This window comes from Pseudomonas sp. XS1P51, assembly GCF_054897845.1.
In genome coordinates this window covers 5,356,509-5,378,345 of the sequence record NZ_CM142707.1, presented here as the reverse complement: position 1 = coordinate 5,378,345, position 21,837 = coordinate 5,356,509, and the positions used below count along the sequence as shown (strand labels likewise).

Below are 21,837 nucleotides of genomic sequence, written 5' to 3'. Positions count from 1 at the left end.
TAGTTATAGCCCAGCTTCACCGTCTGTCGACAGCCGCCGGAAAAATTCAATAACCGCTGGTGACCAGCGGTTCATGCCTCTTCACCGTGCACGGTGGCGAGGACTTTACGGGCACCGCCAAAATCACGGTGCTCGCCCAGATAAACGCCTTGCCAGGTCCCCAGCGCCAGTCGGCCCGCCGAAATCGGCAAACTGAGCTGACAGCCAAGCACGCTGGCCTTGAAGTGCGCCGGGAGGTCGTCCAGGCCTTCGTCGTTATGCTCATAGCCGTCTGCTCCTTGTGGGATCAGACGATTGAAAAATCGTTCGAAGTCGCGACGTACCGCCGGATCGGCGTTCTCGTTGATGGTCAACGAAGCCGAGGTATGCTGCAGCCACAAATGCAACAGACCGACCCGACATGCCTTGAGTTCAGGCAGGCCGGCGAGTAACTCGTCCGTTACCAGATGAAAGCCCCGGGGCCGCGCCCGCAGGGTAATCAGAGTCTGTTGCCACATACAGTTCTCCGCACGTTCGGGGCGCATTCTAGCGCGCTCTGGGAAAAAACAAAGGCCCTAATATTCCTTCAATCATGTAAGCCATTGGCCGCAGAAAAACGCCCGTCGTAAACGCCACTAAACGTGTACGAAAAAACCTTTCAGCAGTTCCTTCATGGACAAATTCCAGACAAAAAAATGCCCGGCAAGCCGGGCAAGTTTTTTATGCGCGTGCTTACAAGTTGTAGCCGCGTTCGTTGTGAAGTGCCAGGTCGATACCGACAGCCTCTTCTTCTTCGGTGATACGCAGACCCATGACCGCGTCCAGCACCTTAAGAATGATGTAGGTAACGATCGCGGTGTAGATCACCGTGAAGCCCACGCCTTTGCACTGAATCCAGACTTGTGCGGCGATGTCGGTAACGGTGCCGAAGCCACCCAGGGACGGTGCAGCGAACACACCGGTCAGGATCGCGCCGAGGATACCGCCGATGCCGTGTACGCCGAAGGCGTCCAGGGAGTCGTCATAGCCGAGTTTGCGTTTCAGGGTGGTGGCGCAGAAGAAGCACACCACGCCCGCTGCCAGACCGATAACCAGAGCGCCCATCGGGCCCACGGTGCCAGCGGCCGGAGTGATTGCCACCAGACCGGCGACAACACCCGAAGCGATACCCAGTGCACTTGGTTTGCCATGGGTGACCCACTCGGCGAACATCCAGCCCAGTGCAGCGGCGGCGGTTGCGATCTGGGTGACCAGCATCGCCATACCGGCAGTGCCGTTGGCCGCTGCGGCGGAACCGGCGTTGAAGCCGAACCAGCCGACCCACAGCATCGCGGCGCCCACCAGGGTGTAACCGAGGTTATGCGGTGCCATCGGGGTGGTCGGGAAGCCTTTACGCTTGCCGAGCACGATGCACGCTACCAGACCGGCCACACCGGCGTTGATGTGCACCACGGTGCCGCCGGCGAAGTCCAGCACGCCCCAGTCCCACATCAGGCCGCCGTTGCCGGACCAGACCATGTGTGCGATCGGTGCATACACCAGGGTGAACCAGATACCCATGAAGATCAGCATGGCGGAGAACTTCATCCGCTCGGCGAAGGCACCGACGATCAGCGCTGGGGTAATGATGGCGAAGGTCATCTGGAAGGTGATGAACACCGCCTCAGGGAACAGCGCCGCAGGACCGGTCAGGCTCGAAGGCGTGACCCCGGCGAGGAATGCCTTGCCCATGCCGCCGAAGAACGAGTTGAAGTTGACGACGCCCTGCTCCATGCCCGTGGTGTCGAACGCAATGCTGTAGCCATAAATGACCCACAGAATGCTGATCAGACCGGTAATGGCGAAGCATTGCATCATCACGGAAAGAATGTTTTTCGACCGAACCATGCCGCCGTAGAACAGCGCGAGGCCGGGAATGGTCATGAACAGCACGAGGGCTGTCGAGGTCAGCATCCAAGCGGTGTCGCCGGAATTGAGGACTGGGGCCGCCACTTCGTCTGCCGCCATAGCCAGGCTGGGCATTACGAGGGACAACAGGGCTCCTAGCCCTGCGAATTTACGCAGAGTCATATTGTTTTCTCCTGGGGCGTTGGGTTTGTGGCGGCTTAGATTGCGTCGGTATCGGTTTCGCCGGTACGGATGCGAATCGCCTGTTCCAGATTGACCACGAAAATCTTGCCGTCGCCGATCTTGCCGGTGTTGGCAGCCTTGGTTATCGCCTCGATAACCCGGTCCAGATCCTTGTCGTCAATGGCGACATCGATTTTCACCTTGGGCAGAAAATCGACCACATATTCCGCGCCGCGATACAGCTCGGTGTGACCCTTCTGCCGACCGAAGCCTTTGACTTCAGTAACGGTAATGCCCTGCACGCCGATCTCGGACAGCGACTCGCGCACGTCGTCCAACTTGAACGGCTTGATGATGGCAGTGACTAGCTTCATGAAAACTCTCTCCCGAATTGGTGGACTTGCCCCAGGAAAACAAACCCGACTCAAGTCTAAGCGCAGTGCCTGGCTTTGTAACGCATCGTCGGCCTTACCTGCCCGTCCGACGCCAGCTAACCGCTCCGCACGAAACACTTCCCCGTTTCGCTTGGCGCACTGCATTCGTCACAGCGACTGCATCAGTGCATGGGTTACGACTGACTAAGCAGAAAGCTTGCCATCTCGCCAAAAGTCACTGAATTCAATACGTTGACCGCGACCGCCAGCCCCTTCGCTTGAATGACCCGACGATTACGCACAACAACAGTGCGATGCCGTCCGTCCGCATGCGCGAAAAGCGTGCATGGCCAGCCGTCGGAATTGACTATAGACACTGCGTGATACACTGCCCGCCATTGTTTCCAGGACATTTCCCATGCTCGCGCCCAAAGACTTCCTCGACGCCCTGACCGGCACCGCCTCCCGACTCTTCAGCGGCGACACCCCGCTGCCGAAAAGCGAAATCGAAAGCCAGTTCAAGGCGCTGCTGCAGAGCGGGTTTAGCAAACTGGACCTGGTGAGCCGGGAAGAGTTTGATAGCCAGATGGTTGTGCTGGCGCGGACCCGGGCACGGCTGGAGAGTCTTGAGGCGAAGGTGGCGGAGCTTGAAGCGAAGCTGAATCCACCTGCCGAGTAACCCTGCTGACAATGCAGTCCCCTGTGTGCGAGCCTTGCCACACTGGATAGACCACCCTCTGTAGGAGCTGCCGCAGGCTGCGATCCTTTGATCTGCCGCCCCGCCACAATCTCGGCAACGTCCTACAAAGATCACCACCGCCGTCCGATAGCGCCGCGAAGCCAAGGTTCCTAAGCTCATCCCTAGCTGAATATTCAGCACTGGGTTTGGCGACCCGGAAGCTTAAGGCGTACAACAACCATCGACGGCGGGCTCATCTCCGCCACATCGAGTCATGGCGGCTGTGCGTGGGAGACCTTCGGGTCTGCCGGGTTCCTTTTGCTCCGGTTCGCCAACCCGCGTACAGCTGCCACCCCAATTGTTTGGCGACGATTGACGGCAGTCCCTTAAGCAAAAGGAGCTGTATTAATGAATAGCGATGACGTTTATCTGGTCCCCAACGTCTTTACCCGCCACAAACTCCACCTCCACGCCCTGCTGTTGGAAAACCAAGCCTGGTTTAGTGCCCGAGATCTAGGCCGATTTCTTCGCCTTTTCCTCGACGAACGCGCCGTCCGAAAACTCGATCCCGATCAACATCAATCCGCGCGAGTCGTCATCCACCGCACCATCGAAAACACCTTGCTAATCAGCGAATCCGGCGTCTATGCCCTGCTCGTCTACCACTACTGCCCTGAATACCGAGGCCTGCGCGAATGGCTGACCCACGACGTAGTGCCAGCCCTTAGAGACGCCCAACACACAGTTTCAACCGAACGCCCGATACTAAGCCTGTTGAACTGGCCAGATATGTCATTGAGTTTGCTGCACTGGAATAACCAGCCGTGGATTCGCTTGCAGGATGTTCCGCACATGCTGGCGGATAGTGAACGGCCGCAGCGCTCGATCAATGCACCGTGGTGGAAGCGTGCTTCCCGAATACTCCAGGCATTCTGAACGACAAAAAAAACCCCACGTTATAGCGTGGGGTTCGTTCAGGAATTGAGGATCAGGCGCAGTGCGGAAGCCGCTCAACCTGATCCCGAATCGCGGCCCCTCGCTCAATCTCGGCTTTACGCAAATCGTAGGTCGATTGCAGGTTCAGCCAAAATTCCGGGGTCGTGTCCAGACAGATAGATAGCCTTAGAGCCATGTCAGCGCTGACACCCCGGCGCTGGAGCACGATATCGTTCACCGTTGGTGTCGAAACGCTCAATGCTCTAGCCAAGGCTGATGCCGTAAGGCTCAGAGGCTCCAGGTATTCCTCTTTGAGGATCTCGCCAGGGTGAACCGGGCGCATACCATTCTTAGTCATTACTCACCTCAGTGATAATCGACAATTTCGACATTCTCTGGTCCGTTAAGACCCCAAACAAAGCAAATTCACCATTGAGCATTGATGCGGAGGCTGTGCTGACCTTTTCGATTCCCCCCCAACGCCTCCAAGCGATTACCCGGCGGTGATCGAAGGTCAATCAGGACGGCAGCAGCATCAAGCATCGTCAGCTTTCGTTCCACGACACTCAGAATGGCTGACCACATACGGGTCTTACCGTTGCGAAACAGGTACTCGGTCTCAGAGCACTTAAAGCTAACGATCATAATTTAAAGCTTAACGTTATGCATTAACCTTGAATGTATAACCTAAATCCACTAACGCAAATGCGCTGTCGCGACTCTTTGCCGTCCTTTCAACACTTTAGGAAGCGGATTACCTAAGGCCTTCAGAACGCCTTCAAAACCCGCCGTTTCCTACAAAAATAAGCACCAATTCTCATTGCAGCGCAACCGCGCTCACCTCTTAAGCTGACGTCGCTGAATATCATGCTAAGGCAATCCGGTCAGCCGGGAACATATCGGCCAATCAACGTCCAACGTCGCTTTTTGGATATCGCCGCTGCTACGACATAGAACTTGAGCCGAGTGCCTGGCTTGCAGGCACGAGCCTGACTAAGCTCCCCAAAGAAACCACCTGACGGGTGGTTTCTTTCGCATCCGAATTAGCTCACCAGCACTCGCAACATCCTGCGAAAGTTTGGCACCTCCGCCGCCACGCTAAATCACCGCCTCCCGACTACCCTTCAAAAACCGCAGGAAGCGGTGCTCTTCAGCTCAAGGAACGACCATGTCCCTCTCCATCGTCCACAGTCGCGCCCAGATTGGCGTGGATGCGCCCCCCGTCACCGTTGAAGTCCACCTGGCCAACGGGTTGCCGTCACTGACAATGGTCGGTTTGCCCGAAGCTGCCGTGAAGGAAAGCAAGGACCGGGTACGCAGTGCGATCATCAACTCGGGGCTGCAATTTCCGGCGCGGCGCATCACCTTGAATCTGGCCCCCGCGGATTTGCCGAAAGACGGCGGGCGGTTCGATCTGGCGATTGCCTTGGGGATTTTATCGGCCAGCGTGCAAGTGCCGACATTGACGCTGGACGATGTGGAATGCCTTGGGGAGTTGGCGCTCTCGGGCGCGGTGCGGGCGGTTCGGGGCGTATTGCCAGCGGCACTGGCAGCACGCAAGGCCGGGCGTTCGCTGATGGTGCCGCGGGCGAATGCCGAGGAGGCGTGCCTGGCGTCGGGGCTGAAGGTAATTGCGGTGGATCATTTGCTGGAGGCCGTTGCGCACTTCAATGGTCATACGCCGGTCGAGCCCTACGTTTCCAATGGTTTGCTCTACGCCAGCAAACCCTATCCAGACCTGAATGAAGTACAGGGCCAACTCTCGGCCAAGCGTGCTTTGCTGATTGCAGCGGCTGGCGCTCACAATCTGTTGTTCAGCGGACCACCCGGGACCGGGAAAACGCTGTTGGCAAGTCGTTTGCCAGGATTGCTTCCACCGCTGGCCGAAAATGAAGCGCTGGAAGTCGCAGCCATTCAATCGGTCACCAGTTGCGTGCCATTAAGCCATTGGCCACAGCGACCGTTCCGCCAGCCCCACCACTCCGCCTCTGGCCCGGCACTGGTGGGCGGCGGCTCGAAACCACAACCCGGCGAAATCACCCTCGCCCATCATGGCGTTCTATTTCTCGATGAACTCCCGGAGTTCGATCGCAAGGTGCTGGAGGTTTTGAGAGAGCCGCTGGAATCCGGGCACATCGTGATTTCCCGCGCCAAGGATCGCGTGAGATTTCCGGCCCGCTTTCAATTGGTGGCTGCGATGAACCCGTGTCCCTGTGGATATCTTGGCGAACCCAGCGGTAAATGCAGCTGTACACCGGACATGGTCCAGCGCTACCGCAACAAACTGTCGGGGCCGCTGCTGGATCGCATTGACCTGCACCTGACCGTCGCTCGGGAAGCCACGTCGTTGAATCCTGCGCTCAAGCCTGGTGACGACACCGCCACCGCCGCCGCTCGGGTTGCCGACGCACGAGAGCGACAACAAAAACGCCAAGGCTGCGCAAACGCATTCCTCGATTTGCCGGGCCTGCGCCGCCATTGCAAGTTATCCACAACCGACGAAACCTGGCTGGAAACCGCCTGCGAGCGCTTGACCTTGTCACTACGCGCGGCCCATCGACTGCTCAAAGTGGCGCGCACGTTGGCGGACCTTGAGCGAGTCGATAGCATCACCCGTGAACATCTGGCCGAGGCGTTGCAGTATCGGCCGAGCACTCACTGATGACTTTACTCCTTGGTGAGGTCCACCAACGGCGCCTGCCGCACCTCAGTCTCCCGCCCACCCTGAATTTCGATCACACGCTTCAGCGCGTTATCCACAGCCCCCTTGTCCACCAGCAAGCTGTAGCTGATCTGGAACTGCTTCTGCGCCTTCGCAGCAATGGTCGGCACCAGGTTCAATGGCCTTTGATACCGGCGGTTGTAAGAAAAGCTCGTCCCCGGCTCAAGACCCGTGACATAGCCCTGCCCCTGGGTATCGGTGTTTTTCCACAGAGAGAACACCGCCAACTGCTGCGTATTAAAGCCAACCGACACCCCAAGGCTCCCTGCCTTGTTGTGCAGCACGGTCAGCGTATCGCCCTTGGCATCGGAATAGGGCACGACGTTGTAAACCGTTTCGTCGTAGTCCTTGGTCGGTGCGCGATAGGTTTGCCAGTCCGGCAAATCCCCTTTGGCCTTGTCGTTGAACGGCGACACCTGTTTAACAGGCGCAACAAAGCGAGCGCCCTGTTCCAGGAATGGCGTGCTGAAGTTGCTGTGGTACAGCGCCTGATATTCCTTCGGATAGTCGCCGTTATTGGTCAACGTGTCGTTGAGGGCGAACGCTACGCTGCCGGGTTCGGTGACGAGTTCGGTCATCACCGAGAAGTCGACTTTCTTGAACGCCTGCTCTTTCAGCTCGCCGCGCAGGCTGATGGCGTAGGGCGGTTTTTCGTCGATGTGTAGGGTGACTTTGCTGGCCGGGATGTTGGCGGCACGGCCGTGCAGGGTCAGCAGTTCGCCGTTGTCCATGCCGGGGTGGCCGACCCATTCGTAGCCGCATCGGGCGACCAGTTCGTTGAAGCCTTCGAGCCAGCCCAGTCCACCACGGCCGTTGAGTTCGATGAAGGACGGATTGACCACGTCCTTGACCGGCGAATCCCAGCCCATTCGTACATTACCGACCGATGCCTGCAAAACGTTCATCCCGCGGGTCGGCACCACCGAGAGTTTCAACGTGCCGTTATCGATATCGACGATACTCACACCCTCCTGCCGACCACCGTGCAAGGTGCGCAGGGCCACGGAGAAAGGTTTGTCGGTTTTTACGCCTAGTTGCTGACTGGTGATCTGCCAGTTCCGGGCCGCCTTGTCGGTGTCGAGCAGTACGTAATCCCAAGCCATGGCGTGGGAGGCAGCGGTCATCGCGCCGAGGGCAACGGCGAGCTTGAGCGGAATCATGAGGAAAGCCTTTTCTTGGAGTTGTGCATTTTTTATAGCGCTGATGAAACGATTCAGCAAGATTAAAAAATGCGCTCGCCCAAGCCATCTTCGGCCAATACACATTGACCTCAAGCAACACCCGCTCTCTTACGCTAATCTCATACGGTTTTGGCCCATCGGCTGATTGACGGCGACATCATTATGACATTAAGGTCGCCAGCTAAATGCAGGAGCAAGTACAGGCGTTTTTGCCTGTCATTTTGCGCAACGGATCATATGGAGTTGGAATGCGCGGGGCACTATTACGAAGCGGTAAGAGCGGGTCATTCACTGCCCTGGGCGAAACAGGTCAACCGGTCTACCGGGCGGCCCTGCAATTGCGCGAAGCCATTCGCCGCAAGAACCCCGACATGGTCGATCACCTGGCCATTCCGCAAAGCGACGAACTCGGTAACCAGATCGACTGGTACAGCGGCCTCGACGGCGATGTGATCCCGTGGAGCAGCGCGACCGAAGAAGAACGAGCCCCCGCCCGTCGCCAACTCGAAGCCCTGAAGACCGCACTCGATGAGTTGAGCCAGCGTTTTCTGGGAACCGACCCGGCCGAACAGCAACAGGGTGACAAAGCCGTGTTCGGCAAGTTGCTCAAGCGCGTCATTCATTTCCCCGACGAAAACTTCGTCTACTTGGTTCAAGGCAAACCGGTGCTGACCTTTTGGGGTTTCGAGCACGCCGGTGCCGACCGCAATCGCGATCCCCTGCACTGCCTCTATCAGGTTCCGCCCGTGATTGCCCCGCCACCCGTGGTCGAAGCGCCGGTTGTTGCGCCAGTCGTGCCGGTGGTGGCTCGTCCGTGGTGGCGTCGCTGGTGGTGGCTGTTGCTGTTGCCATTCTTGCTGCTGCTTTTGTGGCTGCTGCTCGGCTTGCGCGGGTGCGTCCCGATTCCGTTGGTGGCGGTGGACTTGCTGCCTGAGGGCATCGTGCCGGTGGAAAAACAGCTGGAAGAGCCACAACTGACCGGCAATGCCACGACGCTGAACGGTGTCCCTGTGACCGGCACAGCCATCGGCACCACCACAGGCAATGCCGTGGTCGGTACTCAGGGTGTGGAAGCACCGGCAATCGACGGCAACGAGGCTGACGCCGCTGCGGCAGACCCGGCCAAAGACCTGGCGACCGAAGCCCCTGCCACACCCCCCGAAAACAAAACCGAGCCGCCCGCTGCCACGCTGCCCGAAGCGGAAAAATCCGCCGCAGCAAAACCCGGTCCGGCGCTGAGCATTCCACCTGACGCCGCCGACGGCGCCGCGGACTTCCTCGACGGGCAGTACCGCGCCGGTGCCGGCATTCAGGATCGCCGGACCGGCAAACCGCTGCGTCTGGAATACCAGTTCAAGGACGGCAAGGGTGAAGTCACCGTGCACCAGGCCGACGGCTCGAAATGCAGCGGCCCGGTGACCGCCGCCATGAAGGGCGGCAGCCTGGCCATCGACAGCCAGGGCCAGGCCGTGTGCGGCGATGGCAGCACTTACGACATGCCCAAGGTCAACTGCCGCAAAGGAGCGACCACGGTCGCGGACTGCACCGGCGGTTACGGAAAAGATCAATTCCCCATGTCCATGCGGCAAATGGGCGAATAAGACTGGAATAACCCGACATGTTGCCTGAAGTCACCCAATTCGAAGACACCGTCACCCTCGTCAGCGATACCGGTATCCAGTTCATGGATTTCGCCCTGCGCCTGGATCCTCGCAAGGAACCGGCGGGCGAGTTCGCGCCGATGATCAGCGGGCTGATCTGTCGCCTGCAGTACAACGAAGAAAAAGACTTCTACTTCTACGAGCCCGAGCCGGAAAAGGTCGAGAAGGCCAAACCGGCGTTCAGCGTCGACATGAAAAGCAGCCTGGAGCTGCTGGACGGTGTCTGGCTACCGACGCCGTTTTTCCGTTTCATGCCCCCCCACCGCTTCGACGAAGGCCCGAGCAACTGGTCGCGCATGCGTCTGGTGAAACTGGCGACGCCGGACATCGACGGCAACACCCATCGCCTGACGATGGCCTTCGACAGCCGCGTAATGCCCAAGCGTGATGGCACCGCCTACCTGGCGCCAAACGAAGAAGACATCAGCTCCGGCGTGTCCTTCAAACTGGCGACCAAGGCCAGTGAAACCCGCTGGTTCCTGGCCCAGCCGTGGGTCAACGAATGGCTGCTGGAAGTATTCAACGAGGGCAACGCCCACCGTTCGCGCGAAGAGCTGGACATCGACATCCGCGCCAACTATCACCTGGCGCACTACCTCAATTTGCTCAGCCTGCTGAGTACGCCGTCGGTTGCAACGCAGTCGACGGTCCGGCCGAAGGTCGAGATCCCGGAACTCAAAGTGGTCGCCAACGACAGCAATGGCTTGGTCAAACCGATTCTGGTGGACTTGGTGCTGGACGTCGGCAACTCGCGCACCTGCGGCATCCTGATCGAGAACCACGGTCAGGCCGGCTCCGGGCTGAAACAGAATTACGTGCTGGAACTGCGGGACCTGATTACCCCGGAGCACACCTACAATCTGCCGTTCGAAAGCCGCGTGGAATTCGCCCAGGCGAATTTCGGCAAAGACCACTGTTCAGTCAAAAGCGGCCGCCACGACGCATTCCAGTGGGCCACGATTGCCCGCGTCGGCAATGAGGCCAGCCGTCTGGCCAGCCGTCGCCGTGGCACCGAAGGTTCGACCGGCCTGTCCAGCCCGAAACGTTACTTGTGGGACGAAAACGCTTACGGCCACGGCTGGCGCTTCAACTGCTCGTACATCAAGACCGACAACGAGCCGTATGCCACCGCCGCACCGTTCTCGCACCTGATCAACGAAACCGGCGAGGCGCTTTACAGCCTCGAAGAAGACGATCGTCTGCCGGTGTTCATGCCGCGTTATTCGCGCAGCTCGCTGATGACGTTCATGCTCGCTGAGGTTCTGGCCCAGGCGCTGTCGCAAATCAACAGCCCGGCCCAGCGCTCGCGTCAGGGTCACACCCGCATGCCGCGCCAGCTCAACAGCATCACCCTGACCGTGCCGCCAGGCATGCCTCAGGCTGAGCGCAGCATCCTCAACGAACGCATGCAGCAGGCCATCGGCCTGGTGTGGAAAAGCCTCGGCTGGCATGCCGGCGAGGAAGACCCGCATCAGGATCAGGCCGTCAGCCCGCGCACGCCGATCCCGAGCATCCGTGTGGAATGGGACGAAGCCTCCTGCGGCCAGTTGGTGTACCTGTACACCGAGGTCAACGAGAACTTCGCCGGTCACCCGGAAGAGTTTTTCGACACCATCGCCCGGCCCGACAAGACCGACCGCGAACGCATTACCCTGGCGACCATCGACATCGGCGGCGGCACCACGGACCTGGTGATCACCGACTATCGCCTCGACCGCGCCGGCAACACGGGCAGCGGCAGCAACGTGCACATCGTGCCCGAGCAGCGTTTTCGCGATGGTTTCAAAGTGGCCGGCGACGACATCCTGCTGGACGTGATTCAGGACTTCATCCTGCCGAGCTTCGAGAAAGCCTTGCAGATCGCCGGCGTCAAATCGCCTGACTCGCTGATGTCGCGGCTGTGCGGCGACGAGTCGGTCAGTGCCCAGGACATGATCCTGCGCCAGCAACTGAACCTGCAGGTGTTCGCACCGTTGGGCCTGGCGCTGCTCAAGGCCTACGAGCATTACGATCCGCAAGACCAGCAGGAAGTGAGCACCCAGACTTACCGCCAATTGCTAGGCGACAACGCGATCAGTCAGACCGTGCTCGACTACGTCAACGCCGCCGTACGCCGCGACGTCGGCGGCCAAAACGCCTTTGACCTGTACGAATCGCCGATCAGTTTCGACCTGCAAAAACTCCACGCGGCGTTCCTCAACGATCAAATCAACATCACCAAGATCCTCGGTGCATTGTGTGAAGTGGTCGCGCATTACCCGTGCGACGTGCTGCTGCTGACCGGTCGCCCTTCGCGCCTGCCCGGCATCCAGGCATTCATTCGCAAGGTGCTGCCGCTGCCACCGGGACGCATCCTGGCACTGCAGAATTACCGCACCGGCGGCTGGTACCCGTTCCACAAGAATGGCCGGATCGACGACCCGAAAAGCACCGCTTCGGTGGGCGCGATGCTGTGCTTGTTGTGCGCCAACCACAGCGTGCCGAACTTCTACTTCCGTTCTTCGGCGCTCAAGCCGTATTCGACGGTCAAGCACATCGGTGTCATCGACCTGAACAACGTGATCAAGGATGCCGACGTGCTGTACCGCGACATCCAGTCCGAAGACTACAAAATCAAACTGCCGGAAATCGGCGCAGGTGACGCCGCCGACACGCCGCAGCTGGAAATGCGCGGTGATCTGCGCCTCGGTTTCCGTCAGTTGGCCGCCGATCGCTGGGCCGCTTCACCACTGTACACCTTGCGCTTCACCAAGGCCGGTCGAGAGAAATTCTCCCGCGCGGTCGGTGAAAACGGCAGCGCACCGCTGCTCAAGGTGCGGTTCGAAGTCAAACCGGCGGACAAGTACACCCGCAAGCAGGATCTGGTCAGCGACCGCCTCTCGGTACGCGACATCGAATCCAACAGTAACAACGTCAACTTCAACCCGCGCAGCGACCTCGAGCTGGAACTCAACACCATGCTCGACGCCGGCCTGAGCGAGACCAAGTACTGGCTCGACAGTGGAAGTGTGAAACGCAAATGAACGACCTGACCCCCGAACAACATCAGCTCTCAGCCAGTTGGGCCGCTGTTTATGAAGGTGCCGGTCAGGCGCTGGAGTGGATTGGCCAGACCCGTGGCAACGCGCCGCGTCTGGACAGCGAAGCCGACAGCCTGAACATCCGCCTGCACCGCGCGCGAAACCTGGCGCACAGCCTCGGTCGCGTGGCTGGCACGCCGATGACCATCGGCTTTTTCGGTTTGTCCCAAGCGGGCAAGTCCTATCTGATTTCGGCGCTCGCGGCCGGTCAGAACGGCAAACTGGAAACCGACTTCGGTGGCCAGCGCCTGGACTTCATCAAGCACATCAACCCGGTGGGTGGTGGCAAGGAGGCCACTGGCCTGGTGACGCGCTTCAGCCGTCGGGCCACACCGAGCCCAGATCCGCAATTCCCGGTTGAGCTGACGCTGTTCAAGGAAATCGAGCTGGCGAAGATTCTGGCCAACTCGTGGTTCAAGGATTTCGACCTGGAGCGGATCTCCTACGAGATTGACGAAGAACGCATCCAGCGCGTGCTGAAACCGTTTGAAGGCCGCGAGACCGGACCGATGCAACCGGGCGTCAGCGCCGACGATCTGGTGTCGCTGTGGGATTACCTGCGCGACAACTTCCGCAACTCGGTGAAGAAACTCGAACACCTGTATTGGCCCAAGGCGTTGCAACTGGCGCCACGGCTGAACTTCCAGGAGCGTGCCGAGCTGTTTGCCATCCTCTGGGGTGAGCAGAGCGAACTGACGCGCGTGTATCAGCAACTGGCCGGCGCGCTGCACAAGCTGGGCCTGCCCGAGACTGTTTTCGCGCCATTGAAGGCGTTGGTGAGTTTCGAAAACGACACCTACAGCCAGCGTGACAGCATCATGAACGTCGACATCCTCGAGCGCTTCGGCAGCCCGCGGGACTTGCCGATCGATGTGCGACCCCAGATCGACGGGCGCCTGCAAAGCAGTCAGGGCATTCCGGTCGCGCAACTGGCGGCACTGACCGCAGAGATGACGTTCGGCCTGATCGAAGCTCCGGCCGATGACATCGTCAATCAGGTCGACTTGCTCGACTTCCCCGGCTATCGCGGACGCAAAAAGCTGCACGAGATCGCCAACTCCAACGATCCCGAGTCCGCCACCAAGGACAACTCTGTCTCGCAGCTGATTCTGCGCGGCAAGGTCGCTTATCTGTTTGAACGCTACACCGACAACCAGGAAATGAACGCGCTGGTGGTGTGTACCGGCTCGACCAAACAGAGCGACGTCAACGACGTGGGGCCGGTGCTGACGCGCTGGATCGAAAAGACCCAGGGCGCCGACGCCGCCGCTCGCAGCAAACGCGACACCGGTCTGATCTGGGCACTGACCATGCTCGACCTGCGCATCACCAACTCCCTCAGCCTGACGCCCGACCAGTACGACGAGAGCTGGAATGGCATGGTCAAGCTGACCATGCTGGAGCGCTTCGGCAGCCTGAGCTGGATGAACGACTGGGCCGGCACGCCGTTCCAGAACACCTTCCTGGTGCGCAAGCCGCGCATGGACGCGGCGTTCATTGTGCAAGACGCCTCGGGTGCCGAAACTGGCATCAACGCCAGCTACCAAGTACGCGTCGATGCGCTGGGCACCAGCTTTGCCAGCAACGCGCTGGTGTGCAAACACATCCATAATCCCGCCAACGCCTGGACAGAAATGCTGCGCAACGATGACGGTGGCATCAGCCACTTCAGCGGCAGTTTCAAGGGCGTGGCCAACATCGAATTCAAACTGCAGCGCATTCGCGAGCAACTGAACGAATGCCTCGAAGGCCTGACCACTCACGGCCTGAGCACCTGGTATCACGCTGACGGTGACGGTGCCGCAGCGGCCAAAAAAGCGCAGGCGCAGTTGATTCTGTCAGGCCTGGGCCGTCGTCCGGCGGTGCTGGGCGAGTTCATCGACCAACTCGACATGCCGAGCGAAGAGGTACGTGATCTGTACCTCAGCGGCGTGTACGAAACCGATGACGAGCCATCGGTCAGCGATGAACCGGTCGCCCCGACACCGAGCCAGAGCCTGTACGGCAACGACGCCGGTTTCGATTTCGATTTCGGTGATGACGCAAGCCACGACAGCACGTCGGCCGGCAGCAAAACCAACACCCCGGCCCCGGAACTGCAAAGCAACGAACACCGGTTTGCCAAAGCGGCCTTCAAGGCCTGGGTTGCGCACTTGCGCGAACTGACGACCCGGCAAAGCCTGCTCAACCTGCTGGGTCTGGAAAAGTCGCTGATTGAAGCGGTGGTCGACGAGCTGATCACTGCCGGCTACCGCCAGGATCTGCCGGGCCAGTTGAGCCGTGCGGTCCTCAAGCGTGCGCAAAGCGGCGCGCGGCGCGATCAACTGGTCGAGCGCCAGGTGCTGGAAGTGCAACGCGTGCTGCGCGATTTCGTGTCCTGGTTCGGCTACATCCAGAAGCCGGTCGGTGAACGCCCGAACAGCCGCGCCGGAGCCAAGGCGCCGTTGTTCTCGTTCTACACCGACATCGGTCCGGGACAGGTGCCGGTGCTGCCGCCGCAACCGGCGAATCAGGCACAACTGTTTCTCGGCGACTGGCTCTCGGGCCTGGCCTACATCACGCAGGACAACGCCGGCCATGGTGCCGGTCGCGAAATTACCCCTGAACAGAACGAACGGCTGGGGCAAGTGCTCACAGCCTTCGCAGCGAGATAAGCAATGCCAATCCGTGTCGACCTGCTCGCGTTAGAGCCCAATGTGCCTGGCCAGGCATGCCTCACTGTGAAGAAATGGCAGGGGGCCCATGAGCGTCTGGAGTTTTCCATCCAGCGCAACCAGGATCAGTTCTATCTGCAGGACAAGCAGGCGTGGAGCAACAACCCGTTCTGGTTCAAGGTCACGCACTTCAGCATCGGCGCCAGCGGTGAAGCGCTGGAAACCCTGATTGGCCCGGAAGTGGTCGACCCGTTGCTGGAAGGCAGCGCGAGTTCCCAATTCCGGATCGAACTGCGTGAACAAAGCCTCGACCATAGCGATACAGGTGTGATTCGACCTGGCGTCGGGCTGTTGCCGTCCACCGCCGGAGGCCAGACCCGTTCGACCTACGACGCCGCCAACCTGGCGACGCCGAATCCGATTGCGGCCCCGGCGCCGGAGATTCCAGAGCTGCCGGAACTGACCCTGTCCACTGCCGAACCGGAAGTAGAAGTTGAATCGGTGCACACCGACCCTGTCTACACGCCACCTCCGGCACCGGTGAAGAAAAGCAATAAAGGCCTCATCGGCCTGGCGATTGTGGTGTTGCTACTGCTGGCAGCGGGCGTCGGGTTCTGGCTCAGCAAACGAGCCCCGGCCCCCACCCCGGCTGTCGCTGCCGCCGCACCGGCCAACGCCGATGCCCAGGCCTGCACCCTGGAAAGCATGAACAGCCTGCCCGAGCTGACTTTCGTCCAGACCTGCATCAAGGCCGCGCCGAACAGCGCCAAGCTGCTGGAGATCATCAACGAAGCCAAGGCCGGCAAACACTGCGGCGTCGCCCAACGTCTGTACGCCAACCGTGCCCAGGCCGGTGACGCGTTGATCGCCAATGCCTATGCCCGCGAGTACGACCCCAAATACCTGAAGGCCAGCGAGTGCTTCCCGGCCGCGGACAACGCCACGGCCGCGTACTGGTATGAAACCATCCTCACCCAGGATCCGAACAACGCCGAAGCCAAGCAGCGTTTCGAGGAGTTGCAGAAGTGAAGCGTTCGTCCATGAGTCGATTCCTGTTGAGCGGCGCCGCATTGCTGGCGCTGTGCATCAGCCCGTTGTCCCAGGCCGATGACAAACCACTGATCCAGGCCGGTAAAAAGACCCTGTTCCAGCGCGTGCTGACCACACCGGGCTGCAAAATCAGCCCGACGGCGGGTGGCGCGGCAGGCGAGGCGCAACCGACCTTCACCCGCTTCTACGTCTACGAGCGTGCCCAAGCGGCCAACGCCGAGTGGCTGAAAGTCGGCCCTGACAGTTACGGCAAAACCATCGGTTGGCTGCCGGCCAGTTGCACCACCGACTGGAAAATGCAGCTGACGCTGGCCTTCACCAACCCGGCCAACCGCGACCGGTTGCTGTTCTTCAAGGAACGCGCCACGGTCGAAGGCATCCTTGATGCGCCGGACCCGGTAAGCAAAGTCGCACCGCTGCGGGCCACACTGAAGAAGGGCAAGCAAGCCCCGGGCGTACTGGCTGAAGAACCTGAATACTTCGTGGACCTGCAAAAACAGTTCTACCTGTTGCCGGTACTCAGCGGCCAGGAAGTCATGACCGAAGGCGGTTTCCGCACGCGCCTGCTCAACGTCGCATCGGTCAGCAAGCCCGACGACAAGAACGCCAAGGGCGGCGCTGCAAACAGCGCCTCCGGCGGCAAGGAGGCCGAAGGCAACGCCGCCAGCCAACTGAAGGAATTCAGCGCAGCGGTGGTATTTGTCATCGATTCGACCATTTCCATGGACCCGTACATCGACCGCACCCGCGAGGCGATTCGCAAGGTCTACCAGCAAATCGAATCGCAGAACCTCGGCAAGCAGGTCAAGTTCGGCCTGGTGGCGTTCCGTTCCAGCACCCAAGCCGTGCCGGGGCTGGAATACACCACCAAGATGTACGCCGACCCGACTCAGGTGAAGGACAGTTCCGACTTCCTGGCCAAGGTCGCCGACCTCAAGCAAGCCAAAGTCTCGAGCAGCAGCTTCGACGAAGATGCCTACGCCGGCGTCATGCACAGTATCGACAAGGTCGACTGGAGCCAGTTCGGCGCGCGTTACGTGGTGCTGATCACCGATGCCGGCGCCATCGAAGGCGACGACAAACTGTCGAAGACCGGCTTGAGCGCTTCCCAAGTCCGGCTCGAAGCCGCCAACCCTGGCGTGGCGATTTACACCCTGCACCTGAAAACACCGGCCGGCATCAAAGACCACAGCAAGGCCGAGGCGCAGTACCAGAATCTGTCGACCTACCCTGGCACCAACACTTCGCTGTACTACCCGGTGAATGCGGGCGACGTTCAGGCGTTCGGACGCAAGGTCGATGCACTGGCCACCGCAATCACCTCGCAGGTGAAAGCCGCCTACATGGGTGAAGATGCGATCGGCAGCGCGGTGAACGCCAAGCAGGACCCGGCCGAGAAGAAAATGCTCGAGGACGCGGCGCTGATCGGCCACGCCATGCAACTGGCGTATCTGGGCGAGAAGACCAACAGCAAGGCCCCGCCGGTGTTCAAGGCGTGGATCACCGACCGTGACCTGATCAAGCAGAACATTCCGACCACCGATGTGCGGGTGCTGCTGACCAAATCCCAGCTCAGCGACTTGAGCGACGTGATGAAGCAGATCCTCGACGCGGCCAACGAAGGTCTGATCTCGCCGACTGAAATGTTCGAACGCCTGCGCTCGGTGGCGGCGACCATGGGCGCCGACCCTAACCAGCTCAAGCAGAACGGCAACGCCAAACTGTCGGATATGGGCATGCTTGGCGAGTACCTCGAAGACCTGCCCTACCAGAGCGAAGTACTGAACCTGGATGAAGAAACCTGGAAGAGCTGGGATGGCCTGGCCCAGGAGAAATTCATCCGCACACTCAATACCAAACTGCGGCACTACCAGCGCTACAACGCTGACGTCGACCGCTGGGTAGCTTTAGCCAAGGACAGCGATGCGCGGGACAACGTGTACCCCGTGCCTCTGGAAATGATGCCTTAACGAGACGCCCATGCTCGATATCAAGAACCTGCTGGTGCGCCGTGGTGAAGGCGCGCTGGCCCATCAGGTGCGCCTGCCGCACTTGCAGGTCGGCGCCGGGGAAATCCTCGCCATCACCGGTGAGAGCGGCAGTGGTAAAAGCACGTTGCTCGAAGCCATTGGCCTGCTGCTGGCACCGGTCGAACTCGAATGCTTTCGCTTGGGCCCGGCGCGGTCCGGGGTTCAAGCGACGCAGGTTCAGGACATCGCCCAACTGCTTGCCAGCGACGACCAGCCAGCGCTTGCGGCCGTTCGCTCGCGGCATTTGGGGTTCATTTTGCAGAGTGGTGGCTTGCTGCCGTTTTTGAACGTGCGCGACAACATCAGCCTGCCGCGCCGCTTGCTCGGCATGACTGCGCACAGCGACCACATCGGCCACGCGGTTGAAGTGTTGCGCCTGCAAGGGTTGCTGGATAAACAACCGCAGGCGCTGTCGATCGGCGAACGCCAGCGCGTCGCCTGCGTGCGGGCGATTGCCCATGAGCCGCTGCTGCTGTTGGCCGACGAGCCGACGGCAGCGCTCGACCCTCACAGCGCCCGGCGGTTGTTCGAGTTGTTGCTGAGCCTGGTGTCGAGTATGCGCCTGAGCGCGCTGGTGGTGTCCCATGACTGGGCCTTGCTGAAGGATTTCGGCTTGCCGCGACTCGGTGCGGTCAGCCGTCAGGGAGAGACACGGTTTGAACCGATGGACTGATCGACTGCGCCTGCTGGGCACGCTTGCACTGCAAGACCTCTGGCACGACCGCAAGGTGTCGTTGTGCATCGCCGCCTCGCTGGTGGCGGTGATCGCGCCGCTGTTGCTGCTGTTCGGCCTCAAGCACGGGGTGGTCAGCCAGTTGCAGGACGAACTGCTGCGCGACCCGCGCAATCTTGAAGTGAAGATGCTCAGCAACGGCAACTACGACGGTGCCTGGATCGATCGTTTGCGTCAGCGTCCCGAAACCGGCTTCGCCCTTGGCCAGACCCGCTCGCTCAACACTCAGGCGGATTTGCTGATCGGCATGCAACGGTTTGTGGAAGGTGCGGAAATCATCGCCACCGAACCCGGCGATCCGCAGCTGAACCTGCCGCAACTCAACCCCACCGGCCATCAAGTGATCCTGAGTGCCCGCGCCGCACAACGCTTGCAAGCCAAGGTCGGCGACAGCGTGCAGATGCGCGTGCTGCGCCGACTGGAAGGCGTGAATGAGCGCGGCGAAATGACATTGACCGTGCTGGCCGTTCTCGACGGCGCACGTTTTGGTCGTGCGGCCGGGTTTGTCGCCCCGCCCCTGCTGCTGAGCCTGGAGCGCTTTCGCGATGGCTATCAGGTCAGCGCGTTCGGCATCGACACCGGCAAACCTCAGGGCGATCTGCAACCACTGTATGCCCGTGCCCGCCTCTATGCGCGCGACATCGACCAAGTCGCACCGCTGGAGCGCTGGCTGAACGAACAACACATCGAAACGTCGAGCCGACTGGCCGACATCGACAACGTCAAAGCCATCAACCATGTGCTGGGGCTGATCTTCGGTGTTATCGCCCTGGCCGCGTTGATCGGCTGTGTGGCGTCGATGGTCGGCGCGTTCCTGGCCAACATCGACCGCAAGCGCAAAAGCCTCGCGGTGCTGCGTCTGCTGGGGTTCAAGCGTACGGCCGTGGCCGGTTTCGTGGTGCTGCAAGCGCTGTTGCTGAGCCTGGCGGGTTACCTCGGCGGGCTGGGTTTCTACGCGGTCGGCAGCCATCTGTTCGACCGCTTGCTCGGCAGCAGCCAGGCCACCGGCACCTTCGTTTGCCACATCACCATTTGGCATGGCCTCGCCGCCCTGCTCCTGACCTTTCTGGTCGCTGCACTGGTGGCCGTGATCGGCGCCGTGCGAGCCATCAGCATCCAACCTGCGGAGAGTCTGCGTGAGCTATAAACGTTTCAGCTTGCTGTTGCCCCTGAGCCTGGGCTACCTGCTCGACGCCTCGGCTGCGGGCTGGGAAGAGAAGTATTACAACCCGATGCCCGAGGCGAGCGACGTCGTGCTGCCGATGCCCTGTGAAGGCTCGATGGTGTTTCGCAAAGTGTTCATTCCCGTCGCCGGGCCGCTCGACGACTACCCGATCAACATCGGGCAGGACGGCGCGGAATACGGCTACGTCGAACAGACCCGGCCGACGTTTATCGCCGGCAGCTTCACCGGCGCCAAGAACGACAAATCCCGTTACTACCTGATGGCCAAGTACGAGATGAGTCAGCTGCAGTACGCCGCCCTGACCGAAGAAACCTGCCCCACTGCCGCCACCAAGATGCGCCTGCCGCAAGTGGCCGTGAGCTGGGTGCAAGCCATAGAGGCGGCAGACAAGTACAACCTGTGGCTGCGCAAGAACGCAGCCAACAAACTGCCCAAGGAAGACGGAGCACTGGGCTTCCTGCGCCTGCCGACTGAAGTTGAATGGGAGTTTGCAGCACGCGGCGGCCTGGAAGTCGGTACGGCCGAGTTCCGCGACACGCGCTACCCGATGCCCGAAGGGATCAATGCGTACGAGTGGTTCGCCGGGGCGCAATCGTCCAACGGCAAGCTGCAATTGTCCGGCCTGCAAAAACCCAATCCGCTGGGTCTGCACGACATGCTCGGCAACGTCGACGAGATGATGTTCGAACCGTTTCGCCTGAACAAACTCGACCGCCAGCACGGTCAGGCCGGCGGCTACGTGGTCCGTGGCGGCAATTACCTGACCGCCCAGGCCGACCTGCGCACCGGGTTGCGCAAGGAAGAACCGTATTACAACGCCGAAGGCCAGGTGAAAAACAAAACCACCGGCCTGCGCCTGGTGCTGGTGTCGCCGACCCTGACCTCCCGCGAGCGCGTGGCCAGCATCGAAAGCAGCTGGAAGAAACTCGGCACCGGCAGCAAGGAAACCGAATCGGCGGACAACGGCACGGTCCAGTCCCTGAACACCCTGGCCTCGGGCGTCGAAGACAAGGCGCTCAAGGAAAAACTCCAGGCCCTGGAAAACCAGCTGCGCGCCAGTAACCAGCAGCAGGAAGAAACCCGTGACCAGGCGATTCGCGCCAGCCTGAATCTGGGTGCGTTCCTCTGCACCAAGATGCTCGATGACGGCCAGTACGTGGACTTTCTGCAAAAGAACTACAAGCTCAATTGCGAAGCAGCGGACAAAGACGCCAGTTGCGACATGCGCAAAGGCAAGCTCGACGAACAGAAGGATCGCCTGCACAAGCTCAGCCGCTACTACGCCAGCAGCCTGGTGGAATCGGCGACGCTGTACGGTCAGCCGCTGCTTGAAGCGCAGGTCCCGGTGATGGAAGAAATCATCACCCGCAACAAACAGCTGCAAGAACTCAAACCTTACTTGCGCACCCACTGGGCCAATCAGAAGACCTTCCTGCAAAAACAGAAGATCGACACTGAAGCCTGGCTGACCAGTTGCAAGACCGTCACTCAATAACAACGCC

The 21,837-nt window shown here is 60.4% G+C and carries 17 protein-coding genes; 11 read left to right on the top strand and 6 right to left on the bottom strand.

The genetic code is table 11. The features are described 5' to 3' along the window. Positions 1-71: 71 nt before the first annotated feature. From ACYZUD_RS24910 to glnK, 3 genes are all read right to left on the bottom strand, one after another. Positions 72-497 (bottom strand): secondary thiamine-phosphate synthase enzyme YjbQ, encoded by a 426-nt coding sequence (locus ACYZUD_RS24910; RefSeq protein ID WP_111448318.1) that lies wholly within the window; start codon positions 495-497, stop codon positions 72-74. A gap of 214 nt (positions 498-711) precedes the next feature. Continuing rightward, positions 712-2,049: an ammonium transporter gene (locus tag ACYZUD_RS24905; RefSeq protein WP_462020593.1), complete on the bottom strand. Its 1,338-nt coding sequence runs from the start codon at positions 2,047-2,049 to the stop codon at positions 712-714. Between the two features lie 35 nt (positions 2,050-2,084). Continuing rightward, positions 2,085-2,423 carry a P-II family nitrogen regulator gene (gene glnK / locus ACYZUD_RS24900; protein WP_002555808.1) on the bottom strand — a complete coding sequence of 113 codons (339 nt, stop codon included), beginning with the start codon at positions 2,421-2,423 and terminating at the stop codon, positions 2,085-2,087. Positions 2,424-2,841: 418 nt separating this feature from the next. Here glnK and ACYZUD_RS24895 point away from each other — a divergent pair, with 418 nt between their 5' ends. Both ACYZUD_RS24895 and ACYZUD_RS24890 read left to right on the top strand, forming a co-directional pair. After that, the gene (locus ACYZUD_RS24895) at positions 2,842-3,102 is read left to right on the top strand and encodes an accessory factor UbiK family protein (protein WP_007942366.1); all 261 of its coding nucleotides are present in this window, start codon (positions 2,842-2,844) and stop codon (positions 3,100-3,102) included. 408 nt (positions 3,103-3,510) lie between these two features. Then, positions 3,511-4,038, top strand: a complete 528-nt coding sequence (locus ACYZUD_RS24890; RefSeq protein WP_462020592.1) for a BRO-N domain-containing protein — start codon at positions 3,511-3,513, stop codon at positions 4,036-4,038. A 52-nt stretch (positions 4,039-4,090) separates the two neighbouring features. Here the strand turns inward: ACYZUD_RS24890 and ACYZUD_RS24885 are convergent, their stop codons facing one another. Next, positions 4,091-4,396 (bottom strand): HigA family addiction module antitoxin, encoded by a 306-nt coding sequence (locus tag ACYZUD_RS24885; protein ID WP_462020591.1) that lies wholly within the window; start codon positions 4,394-4,396, stop codon positions 4,091-4,093. A 68-nt stretch (positions 4,397-4,464) separates the two neighbouring features. Beyond that, the gene (locus ACYZUD_RS24880) at positions 4,465-4,683 is read right to left on the bottom strand and encodes a type II toxin-antitoxin system RelE/ParE family toxin (protein WP_462020590.1); all 219 of its coding nucleotides are present in this window, start codon (positions 4,681-4,683) and stop codon (positions 4,465-4,467) included. Between the two features lie 523 nt (positions 4,684-5,206). Between ACYZUD_RS24880 and ACYZUD_RS24875 the strand changes: the two genes are divergently transcribed. Next, positions 5,207-6,700, top strand: coding sequence for a YifB family Mg chelatase-like AAA ATPase (locus tag ACYZUD_RS24875; RefSeq protein WP_462020589.1), 1,494 nt, complete (start codon positions 5,207-5,209; stop codon positions 6,698-6,700). Positions 6,701-6,705: 5 nt separating this feature from the next. Here the strand turns inward: ACYZUD_RS24875 and ACYZUD_RS24870 are convergent, their stop codons facing one another. Beyond that, complete coding sequence (locus ACYZUD_RS24870) at positions 6,706-7,920, bottom strand: aldose 1-epimerase family protein (protein ID WP_462020588.1); 1,215 nt, start codon at positions 7,918-7,920, stop codon at positions 6,706-6,708. A gap of 269 nt (positions 7,921-8,189) precedes the next feature. Between ACYZUD_RS24870 and ACYZUD_RS24865 the strand changes: the two genes are divergently transcribed. Genes ACYZUD_RS24865 through ACYZUD_RS24830 form a run of 8 tightly spaced genes read left to right on the top strand, consistent with a single transcriptional unit; the run spans position 8,190 to position 21,830 of the window. Further along, positions 8,190-9,542, top strand: a complete 1,353-nt coding sequence (locus ACYZUD_RS24865; protein WP_462020587.1) for an SrfA family protein — start codon at positions 8,190-8,192, stop codon at positions 9,540-9,542. A 17-nt stretch (positions 9,543-9,559) separates the two neighbouring features. After that, positions 9,560-12,625, top strand: coding sequence for a virulence factor SrfB (locus ACYZUD_RS24860; RefSeq protein WP_462020586.1), 3,066 nt, complete (start codon positions 9,560-9,562; stop codon positions 12,623-12,625). Beyond that, positions 12,622-15,336 carry a putative virulence factor gene (locus ACYZUD_RS24855; RefSeq protein ID WP_462020585.1) on the top strand — a complete coding sequence of 905 codons (2,715 nt, stop codon included), beginning with the start codon at positions 12,622-12,624 and terminating at the stop codon, positions 15,334-15,336. The genes ACYZUD_RS24860 and ACYZUD_RS24855 overlap by 4 nt, the downstream gene beginning before the upstream one ends. 3 nt (positions 15,337-15,339) lie before the next feature. Next, the gene (locus tag ACYZUD_RS24850) at positions 15,340-16,365 is read left to right on the top strand and encodes a hypothetical protein (protein WP_462020584.1); all 1,026 of its coding nucleotides are present in this window, start codon (positions 15,340-15,342) and stop codon (positions 16,363-16,365) included. A gap of 11 nt (positions 16,366-16,376) precedes the next feature. Continuing rightward, positions 16,377-18,356, top strand: a complete 1,980-nt coding sequence (locus ACYZUD_RS24845; RefSeq protein ID WP_462025110.1) for a vWA domain-containing protein — start codon at positions 16,377-16,379, stop codon at positions 18,354-18,356. A 10-nt stretch (positions 18,357-18,366) separates the two neighbouring features. After that, complete coding sequence (locus ACYZUD_RS24840) at positions 18,367-19,089, top strand: ABC transporter ATP-binding protein (protein ID WP_462020583.1); 723 nt, start codon at positions 18,367-18,369, stop codon at positions 19,087-19,089. After that, positions 19,073-20,296: an ABC transporter permease gene (locus tag ACYZUD_RS24835; protein WP_462020582.1), complete on the top strand. Its 1,224-nt coding sequence runs from the start codon at positions 19,073-19,075 to the stop codon at positions 20,294-20,296. Before ACYZUD_RS24840 ends, ACYZUD_RS24835 begins: the two co-directional genes overlap by 17 nt. Beyond that, entirely contained in the window at positions 20,286-21,830 is a 1,545-nt protein-coding gene (locus ACYZUD_RS24830; protein ID WP_462020581.1) for an SUMF1/EgtB/PvdO family nonheme iron enzyme, read from the top strand. Before ACYZUD_RS24835 ends, ACYZUD_RS24830 begins: the two co-directional genes overlap by 11 nt. Positions 21,831-21,837: the final 7 nt, after the last annotated feature.